Below are 8,723 nucleotides of genomic sequence, written 5' to 3' on the forward strand. Positions count from 1 at the left end.
GGGCCCGGAGGCCAAGGCGGCGGTCGCCCGCGAGGCGGGCGCCGAGATCGTGCTCGTGCGCGGGGTCGACGACCTCGTCGCCGGCGTCAAGTCCGCGACGGGCGGCCACGGCGCCGACGTCGTGTTCGACCCGGTGGGCGGCGCCGCGTTCGATGCGTCGACCAAGTGCATCGCGTTCGAGGGGCGGATCATCGTGGTCGGCTTCGCCGGCGGCACGATCCCGGCGGTGCCCGCCGGGCACGTGCTGGTCAAGAACTACTCGGTGGTGGGGCTGCACTGGGGCATGTACCCGGGCCTGCGCCCCGACCTCATCGACGAGGGGCGCGCCGCGCTGACGCGGCTCGCCGACGATGGAGCGATCCACCCCGTGGTGGACCACGTCGTGCCGTTCGATCGGGCGCCCGAGGCGTTGACGGCGCTGGCGTCGGGAGCCACGGTCGGTCGCGTGGTCATCGAGGTGGGCTCATGAGCGGCGGCGTGCGTCGACATCGTGTGCTCTCGCCGAACGCACACGCTGTCGGCGCAAAGAACGTGTGTTCTCGGCGAGAGCATGTGATCTCGGCGGATGCCTCGACCGGCGCGGGGTCGCGCTCGTGAGCGGGTTCGGGCTCGACGGGCGGGTCGCGCTCGTCACCGGCGGCGCGCGCGGCATCGGCGCGGCCTACGTGCGCGCGCTGCACGAGTCCGGTGCGCGCGTGGTGATCGCCGACCTCCTCGACGACGACGGAGCGGCGCTCGCCGCAGAGCTCGGCGATCGCGCGCTGTTCGTGCACCTCGATGTGACCGACGAGGGGCAGTGGGATGCCGCGGTGCAGGCATCCGTCGACGCCTTCGGCTCGATCGACGTGCTCGTCAACAATGCGGGCATCGCGAACGCCGCCCCGATCGAGCACCTCACCACCGAGAAGTGGAACGCCGTCATCGCCGTGAACCTCACGGGCGTGTTCTTCGGCTGCCGCGCCGTCGTGCCGATCATGAAGGCGCAGGGGAGCGGCTCGATCATCAACATCTCGTCGGTCGAGGGGATGCGCGGCAGCCCCGGCCTGCACGGTTACACCGCCGCGAAGTTCGGCGTGCGCGGGCTCTCGCAGTCGCTCGCCGTCGAGCTGGGCGCGTTCGGCATCCGCGTGAACTCGGTGCACCCGGGCTTCATCAACACGCAGATGACGACACGCATCGACCCCGCGCACCTCGACATCCCGCTCGGACGTCCAGGGGAACCGTCGGACCTCGCCGGCACCATCGTCTTCCTCGCCTCCGACGCCTCGTCCTTCACCAGCGGCGCCGAGTTCGTCGTCGACGGCGGCATGATCGCCGGCATCCCCCACAAGTAAGCGCGGTCTGGCTCCGAGACGCGCTTCGTCTGAGCGGCGGAGCGCAGCGGCTACCCGGTCGTTGAGCGAGGGAGCGCAGCGACCGAGACGAAACGCGCCGCCCGGCAGGGTTTCGGCGCGCCCCACAACGAGCCGCCGTAGCCCGAACGCGTGTCACGTTTCGTCTCGCTGCGCTCGCTCAACGACCGGGGTCGGCCCGCGCACCCGGTCGTGGAGCGAGGGAGCGCAGCGACCGAGACGAAACGCGCCGCCCGAACGACCGGGCGGAGCGTTGCCGGTCGTCGCGACACCGCACGTCACGATCGTGCAACAAGAACATACCGCCCGGTCGGTTTCTGAGCTACAGTGGGGGCACCCGACACGAAGAGGTGCCGATGAACGTACGATCCGAGGCCGCAGACCGCGCTCCTGCGCGGCTCGAGGTGAGCGCACTGCGCGTCGCCTTCGGCGGCTTGACCGCTCTGGACGAGGTGTCCTTCGACGTGCAGCCCGGCGAGGTGGTCGCCCTCATCGGGCCCAACGGCGCCGGCAAGACGACGGTGTTCAACGCCGTCTGCGGGCTGGTGCGGCGCCGGGGCGACGTGCACATCGACGGGATGCCGGCACCACGGCGCACCGCGGGGCTCACGGCCCGCGGTGTCTCGCGCACCCTGCAGGGGCTGGGGCTGTTCGCGGGGCTCACAGCCCGCGAGAACGTGCTGCTCCCCGTCGCGGGCCGGCGCGACGCCGACGCACGCGTCGGCGCGCAGCTCGCTGCGCTCGACCTCGAGCCGCTCGCCGATCGCCCGGTGACGGCCCTGTCGTACCCCGACCGCAAGCGCGTGGCGCTGGCGCGTGCGCTCGTCACCGACCCGCGACTGCTGCTGCTCGACGAGCCCGCCGGCGGTCTGGGCGCGGACGACATCGCCGCGCTCGGCGACGTGATCTCACGCGTCGCCGCCACCGGCTGCGCGGTGCTCCTCGTCGAGCATCACGTCGACTTCGTCATGGGTCTCGCCGACCGCATCGTGGTGCTCGACTTCGGTCGCGTCATCGCCCGCGGGACGCCCGACGAGGTGCGCACCGACCCGCGCGTCGAAGAGGCGTACCTCGGCGTGAAGGCGACCGCATGAGCGCCGTCGCACAACCGCAGGCCGTCGCACAGCGCGGCGCGCTCGAGCTCCGCGACCTCACGGTGGGATACGGCGGCGCGCCGGTGCTCCACGGCATCGGCTTCGCGCTCGCCCCCGGCGAGGTCGTCGCGCTGCTCGGCGCGAACGGCGCCGGCAAGACGACGCTCCTGCGCACTCTCGCAGGACTCGTGCCCGCGGCATCCGGAACCCTCCTGCTCGACGGCGACGACCTCGGCGCCCTCCGCACCGAAGACCGTGCGCGCCGGGGACTCGCCCTCGTGCCCGACGGGCAGAGCGTCGTCGCCGAGCTCACCGTCGACGAGAACCTGCGACTCGGCGCGCTCTGGCGCCACCGCGGGGCCGCCCGCGAGCGGGCGATCTCCGAGGTGTACGAGCTGTTCGAGCCGCTCGCACGGCGCCGCGCGAGTGCCGGGCACCAGCTCTCGGGAGGCGAGCGCCAGATGCTCGCCGTCGGCCGCGCGCTGGTCGCCGAGCCGGTGCTGCTCGCCCTGGACGAGCCGTCGCTGGGGCTCGCCCCGCTCGTCGTGGCACAGCTGATGGGCACGCTGCGGGATGCCGCTGCGAGCCGCGGTCTGACCGTGCTGCTCGCCGAGCAGAACGTCACCAGCGCGCTCTCGATCGCCGATCGCGGCGTCGTGCTCGACCTCGGCCGGGTCGTGGCGGATGCCCCGGCCGCCGCCCTCGCCGCCGACGAGACCCTCCGACACGCCTACCTGGGATTCTGATGGACCGACTGCTCTTCCTCCTTGCCACCGGCCTCGCCCGGGGCGCGATCTTCGCGCTGTTCGCCCTGTCGCTCGTGCTGATCTGGCGCGCCGCGCGCATCGTGAACTTCGCCCAGGGCGCGATGGCGCTGGTGGCGACCTACGCGGCGTTCGCGGTGACCGGCCTGACCGGCTCGTACTGGGCCGGCCTCGCCGCCGGGCTCATCGCCGGCGCGGCGATCGGCCTCGGCGTGGAACGCGGCCTCATGCGCTTCGCCCCGCACTCGAGCCCGCTGTCGGGGGTGATCGTGGCGATCGGGCTGGTGATGGTGCTGCAGTCGCTGCTCGGCATCCTGTTCGGCGCGCAGTACCTGCCGATGCGCGCGCCGTTCGACGACAGCCCGATCATGGTCGGCGGAGTGCCGCTGCTGTCGCCGTACGACGTGTTCGTGCTCGTGGTCGCGCTCGCGGTCATGACGGTGCTGGCGCTGCTGTTCACACGCACGTCGTTGGGACTGCAGCTGCGCGCCTCGGCCTTCGCCCCCGAGGTGTCGCGCGTGCTCGGTGTGCGCGTCAGCCGCATGGTGACGATCGGATGGATGCTGTCGGCCGCGGTGGCCGCGCTGGCCGCGATGCTGCTCGTGCCCACCGAGCTGGGGCTCAACCCGCACGCGACCGACATGCTCTTCGTCTACGCCTTCGCGGTGGCCGTCGTCGGAGGTCTGGACTCGCCGGTCGGCGCCCTGGTCGGCGGGCTGGTCGTGGGCGTCGCGATGACGCTCGTCACGGGATACCTCGGCGCGACGGTCGCACCCATCGGCGTGCTGGTGCTCCTGGTCGGGGTGCTGCTCGTGCGACCAGGCGGCATCTTCTCGCTGCGGGAGGCGAGGAGCGCATGACCCGCCTGCTTCCCGCGCTCCGCGGCATCCCACGCGTGCTCGTCTTCGGTACCGTGCTCACGGTGCTGGCGATCGGCGGCACCTTCCTGCTCGACCCGTACCGCAATTTCCAGCTCGCCACCGTCGCGGCGTACTTCTGCGCGACCGCGGGCCTCACCCTGCTCATCGGCCAGAGCGGACAGCTCTCGCTCGGGCAGGCCGCGCTGATGGCCGCGGGCGGCTACGGCTATGCGCTCACGGCGAATGCGATGACGGATGCCGGAGTCACCGGCATCCCGCGATTCCTGGCGGGTCTGCTCGCGGCGGTGGTCGTGTCGGCGGCTCTCGGGTGGCTGCTGGGGCTGGCCGCGGCACGGCTGCGCGGACCGTATCTCGCGGGCGTGACGCTGACGCTGGTCATCGCGGTGCCTGCCATCGCCGCGGTGTTCTCGGGCGTGCTCCGCGGCGACCAGGGACTGCAGATCGCGTACGACGGCGTGCCGCCCGTGCTGGAACGGCTCATCGCGGTCGAGCAGTGGCAGGCGTGGGTGGCGATCCTCGTGGCCGGGGTCGTGGTCACCGGACTCGCCGCGGCGGCCGGCGGGCGCCTCGGATTGCGCATGCGCGCCGTTCGCGACGACGAGACCGCGGCGCGCCTGAACGGCGTGCGCTCAGGCCGCGTGAAGGTGACGGCGTTCACGCTGAGCTCCGTCGCCGCCGGCGCGGGCGGCGCCGTGCTCTGCTTCGCCACCCAGTCGGTCAGCCCCGGCGCCTATACCCTCGCGTTCTCGCTGCTTCTCGTCGTGGCCGTCGTCCTCGGCGGGCTCGGCAGCATCGGCGGCGCGGCGATCGGATCGGCGCTCATCGTGCTGCTGCCCTGGGCGCTCGGAGCCGCGACCGCCGCGCTCCCGCTGCCGGCCGAGGTCGCGCAGCGGCTGTCGGGCAACCTCTCGATCCTCGTGTTCGGCCTGCTGCTCATCATCGTGATGCTCGCCTGGCCCGGTGGACTCGCGAGCCTCGGCCGCGGGCGGCGTCGCCCCGCAGCCCACACGCGGGTCGGAGGAGCATCCGAGACACCCGACCGTCCGCCGGAGCCGTCCGCCCCCGTGACCCAGGAGGCCGACCCGTCTCCCGCACCGCCGGCCGGGCAGCCGTCTGCGACCGCAGCCGCCGGGGCGCGGCATCCGTGATCGTCCTCTCGTCCTGCATCAACCCACCACACAGAAAGAGGTGACCATGTCACAGCACTCCCTCACCCGCCGCGTCGCGGCGCTGGCCGGCGCCACCGCCGTCCTCGTCGCGCTTGCCGGCTGCAGCACGCCCGCGGCGACCGGCGACACCGACGAAGACGTCCCCGGCGTCAGCGACGACACCGTGACGATCGGCGCGCACACGCCACTGACCGGTCCGGCCGCAGCGGGATACTCGTCGATCTCGGCCGCGGCCACGGCGTACTTCGACTATCTCAACGACAACGGCGGCGTGCACGGCCGCGACATCGACTACATCGTCAAGGATGACGGCTACAACCCCGCGACCACGCAGACCGTCGTCCGCGAGCTCGTGCAGGAGGACGAGGTGTTCGCGATCGTGAACGGCCTCGGCACGCCGACCCACACCGCCGTGCTGGACTACCTCAACCAGAACGAGGTGCCCGACCTGTTCGTCGCCTCCGGCTCGACCAGCTGGAACCAGCCCGAGAAGTACCCCTTCACGTTCGGCTTCAACGCCGACTACGTGGTCGAGGGTGCGGCGCTCGCGCAGTACGCGGCGGACGAGTATCCCGACAAGGTGGTCTGCCTGCTCGGCCAGGACGACGACTTCGGCGACGAGATGATCGAGGGCGCCGAGCTCGCCCTCGGCGCCGACGGGCTGGCTCAGGTCGAGCGCTACTCGGTGTCGAACCAGGACGTCGCCGCGCAGATCGGCGCGCTCAAGGCGGCCGGCTGCGAGATCAACATCCTGGCGACCATCAACGGGTTCACCGCGCTGGCGCTCGGCACGGCCGCACAGCTGGGCTGGTTCCCGATGTGGTTCTCGTCGTCGTCGGGGGCGAACTACGAGACGCTCGTCGGCTATCTCGGCGCCGACGTCGGGCCGAAGCTGCTGCAGGGACTCGTGGGCACCAACTACCTGCCGGCGTCGGGCGGCGACTCGGAGTGGGTGTCGCTGTTCCGGCAGATCAACGACGAGTACAACGACGGCGCGACGTTCGACGGCAACACCATCTACGGCATGAGTGTCGCCTACCTGTTCGCCGAGGCGCTGGAGGCGGCGGGCGAGAACCCGACCCGCCAGTCGCTGATCGACGCGGTGCAGTCCGGAGATCTCACCGGCAACGGCATCCTTCCGCTCTCGTTCGGCGAAGACAGCCACGCCGCCTACCTGGGTGCCGGCATCACGACCGTCGACCAGGGTGTGCAGGACTACGTCGGCCCGACCTATGCGGTCGACGGCGGCACCGTGACCACGGTCGATCCGTCGCCCGTGGCGCTGTCGGGCGAGGGTGTGCCCGGCTCCTGAGACCCCCCGCTCAGGCTCAGGCCCGGACCCTGCGGGGTCCGGGCCTTCGGCGTCGGCGCCCGCCGATAGGGTCGGCAACGACGGTCTGCCGGCCGAGGGGAGGAGCACGATGGGGACGGATGCCGCACCCGGCCTCGACCTCTTCGTGCCGCTCCACGGCGGCCGGTCGGTGCGCGAGATCGAGGCGAGCCTGCGCGCCCTCGTCGCGGACGGCGTGCTGCCGGTGGGAACGCGGCTGCCCGCCTCCCGGGTGCTCGCCGCCGACCTGGGTGTCGCTCGGAACACGGTCGGCGAGGTGTACGCGCGTCTGGCCGCGGAGGGGTGGCTGCAGACCCGCGTCGGTGCCGGCACGTGGGTCGCCACGGTGCCCCGCCCCGAGCAGACGTCGGTGGCCGGCGCGGTGGCCAGGGCGCCGTTCGACCTGCGCGGCGGTCTGGTCGACGCCGGCGACTTCCCGCACGGGCTCTGGACCGCGCACGCCCGGCGCGCGCTCGCCGAGCTGCCGGGTGCGGCTTTCGGCTACCCCGAGCCCGCGGGCGTCCCGGCGCTGCGCCAGAGCCTGTCGGAGTACCTGGCCCGCACGCGCGGCGTGGTCGTCGACAGCAGCGCGGTCGTGGTGGGCAGCGGCTTCGGCGACCTGCTCGCGCTCGTCGCCCGCGCGCTGCAGGCGAGCGGTGCACGACGCATCGCAGTCGAGGAGTACGGGCATGTCCGCCACCGGCGCATCATCGAGGCTGCCGGTCTCGAGGTGGTCCCGATCGCCGTCGATGGCGAGGGGGCGGATGCCGGGGCCCTCGCCCGTCTCGACGTCGGCGCCGCGCTGCTCACGCCCGCCCACCAGTTTCCGACGGGTGTGCCGCTGTCGGCCGCGCGGCGGCGGGCCGCGGTGGAATGGGCGGCGGCCTCCGGCGGGCTCGTGCTCGAAGACGACTACGACGGCGAGTTCCGCTACGACCGGCGGAGCATCGGCGCCCTGCAGTCGCTCGCCCCCGACCGGGTGGTGTACCTGGGCAGTGCGAGCAAGGCTCTCGCTCCCGCGGTCGGGGTGGCGTGGGCTGTCGTGCCGGCCCACCTGCGTCGCGCCGTGCTCGATCAGCGCGAACTCGGGGGAGGAGCACCAGGCGGCCTGCATCAGCACGCGCTCGCGGAGTTCATCGATTCCTTCGAGTACGACCGTGCCGTGCGTCGTCGCCGCGCGCGGTTCCGTGCTCGGCGCGACCTGCTGGCCGCGCTCCTCGCCGAGCGTGCGCCGCACCTGCGGATCGACGGGCTCTCGGCGGGGCTCCAGTGCCTGGTGCGCCTGCCGGATCAGCACGCTGAGGACCGCGCGGTCGCCCTCGCGGGCGAGCAAGGCATCGCCGTCGAGGGGCTGTCGGCGTACCGTGCGGGGCGCGCCGACCGCGAGCACGGGCTGCGCTCCGCGGCCGGCCACGCCGGGATCGTCGTGGGGTACGGCGCATCGACGCCGTCACGCGTCGAGGACGCGCTCGCCACCCTCGTCGATGTGCTCGCGGCCGCGACCGTGCGCGACGGGCAGGCCGAGCCGCGCTGAGCGGGTGCGCGGCTTCCTCGAAATGGCCCATGTGCGAGGACCGGAATTGGCCAGGACTTGTGAGCCACTGGCTCCTAGCCTGAAGCAATGACACTCCTGAACGACAGCCTCGTACCCGTCTCCACCCGACTCGACTTCGACGCTCTCGCGCCGGTGTTCTCGCGCGCCGTGAACCAGCTGGACGAAGCGGCGACGCAGCAGCTCGAACTCGCCGGCATCGACGAGGGCCTGCGGGAACTCGTGCGGCTGCGGGCGTCGCAGATCAACGGCTGCGCGTACTGCGTCGACCTGCACTCGCGTACGGCGCGGTCGGTCGGGGTCACCGCGCAGCGGGTCGACGCGCTGGCCGTCTGGCGCGAATCGGGACTGTTCACGGCCGCCCAGCGCGCCGCCTTCGCCCTCACCGAGGACGTCACGCGCCTGTCGGAGACGCACGTGCCGGAGGGGGTGCTCGCCGAGGCGGTCGCCGCGTTCGGCGAGGAGGGCGTTGCGGCGCTCCTGTCGCTCATCATCGCCATCAACGTGTGGAACGCGATCGGCGTCACCACCCGCGCGTGGAGCGTCGCCCCGCGGTCAGCCTGACGCGGCCGGGCCGGGCC

9 protein-coding genes are annotated in these 8,723 nt (G+C 72.8%); all 9 read left to right on the forward strand.

Annotated elements, in window-relative coordinates:
- Positions 1–469 (forward strand): zinc-binding dehydrogenase (locus tag ACI3KY_RS19445; protein WP_404931774.1); only part of this gene is annotated, 469 nt, incomplete at its 5' end.
- Between the two features lie 124 nt (positions 470–593).
- Positions 594–1,334, forward strand: a complete 741-nt coding sequence (locus ACI3KY_RS19450; protein WP_404931775.1) for a glucose 1-dehydrogenase — start codon at positions 594–596, stop codon at positions 1,332–1,334.
- Positions 1,335–1,708: 374 nt separating this feature from the next.
- Positions 1,709–2,446, forward strand: coding sequence for an ABC transporter ATP-binding protein (locus ACI3KY_RS19455; RefSeq protein ID WP_404931776.1), 738 nt, complete (start codon positions 1,709–1,711; stop codon positions 2,444–2,446).
- Positions 2,443–3,192: an ABC transporter ATP-binding protein gene (locus tag ACI3KY_RS19460; protein ID WP_404931777.1), complete on the forward strand. Its 750-nt coding sequence runs from the start codon at positions 2,443–2,445 to the stop codon at positions 3,190–3,192. The genes ACI3KY_RS19455 and ACI3KY_RS19460 overlap by 4 nt, the downstream gene beginning before the upstream one ends.
- Positions 3,192–4,070, forward strand: coding sequence for a branched-chain amino acid ABC transporter permease (locus ACI3KY_RS19465; RefSeq protein ID WP_404931778.1), 879 nt, complete (start codon positions 3,192–3,194; stop codon positions 4,068–4,070). Before ACI3KY_RS19460 ends, ACI3KY_RS19465 begins: the two co-directional genes overlap by 1 nt.
- Entirely contained in the window at positions 4,067–5,239 is a 1,173-nt protein-coding gene (locus tag ACI3KY_RS19470) for an ABC transporter permease subunit (protein ID WP_404931779.1), read from the forward strand. Before ACI3KY_RS19465 ends, ACI3KY_RS19470 begins: the two co-directional genes overlap by 4 nt.
- A 46-nt stretch (positions 5,240–5,285) precedes the next feature.
- Complete coding sequence (locus tag ACI3KY_RS19475; RefSeq protein WP_404931780.1) at positions 5,286–6,572, forward strand: ABC transporter substrate-binding protein; 1,287 nt, start codon at positions 5,286–5,288, stop codon at positions 6,570–6,572.
- Positions 6,573–6,681: 109 nt separating this feature from the next.
- Positions 6,682–8,124 carry a PLP-dependent aminotransferase family protein gene (locus ACI3KY_RS19480; RefSeq protein WP_404931781.1) on the forward strand — a complete coding sequence of 481 codons (1,443 nt, stop codon included), beginning with the start codon at positions 6,682–6,684 and terminating at the stop codon, positions 8,122–8,124.
- A gap of 87 nt (positions 8,125–8,211) precedes the next feature.
- Positions 8,212–8,706 carry a carboxymuconolactone decarboxylase family protein gene (locus ACI3KY_RS19485; protein WP_404931782.1) on the forward strand — a complete coding sequence of 165 codons (495 nt, stop codon included), beginning with the start codon at positions 8,212–8,214 and terminating at the stop codon, positions 8,704–8,706.
- Positions 8,707–8,723 lie beyond the last annotated feature (17 nt).

The sequence above is a fragment of the Microbacterium sp. ZW T2_14 genome (assembly GCF_044987405.1).
Taxonomy (GTDB): domain Bacteria; phylum Actinomycetota; class Actinomycetes; order Actinomycetales; family Microbacteriaceae; genus Microbacterium.

What these genes read in the sequence shown, in the direction of transcription:
- ACI3KY_RS19455 (WP_404931776.1), top strand. Translation starts at nt 1,709, where the DNA reads ATGAACGTACGATCCGAGGCCGCAGACCGCGCTCCTGCGCGGCTCGAG.
- ACI3KY_RS19465 (WP_404931778.1), top strand. Translation starts at nt 3,192, where the DNA reads ATGGACCGACTGCTCTTCCTCCTTGCCACCGGCCTCGCCCGGGGCGCG.
- ACI3KY_RS19480 (WP_404931781.1), top strand. Translation starts at nt 6,682, where the DNA reads ATGGGGACGGATGCCGCACCCGGCCTCGACCTCTTCGTGCCGCTCCAC.
- ACI3KY_RS19460 (WP_404931777.1), top strand. Translation starts at nt 2,443, where the DNA reads ATGAGCGCCGTCGCACAACCGCAGGCCGTCGCACAGCGCGGCGCGCTC.
- ACI3KY_RS19470 (WP_404931779.1), top strand. Translation starts at nt 4,067, where the DNA reads ATGACCCGCCTGCTTCCCGCGCTCCGCGGCATCCCACGCGTGCTCGTC.
- ACI3KY_RS19485 (WP_404931782.1), top strand. Translation starts at nt 8,212, where the DNA reads ATGACACTCCTGAACGACAGCCTCGTACCCGTCTCCACCCGACTCGAC.
- ACI3KY_RS19475 (WP_404931780.1), top strand. Translation starts at nt 5,286, where the DNA reads ATGTCACAGCACTCCCTCACCCGCCGCGTCGCGGCGCTGGCCGGCGCC.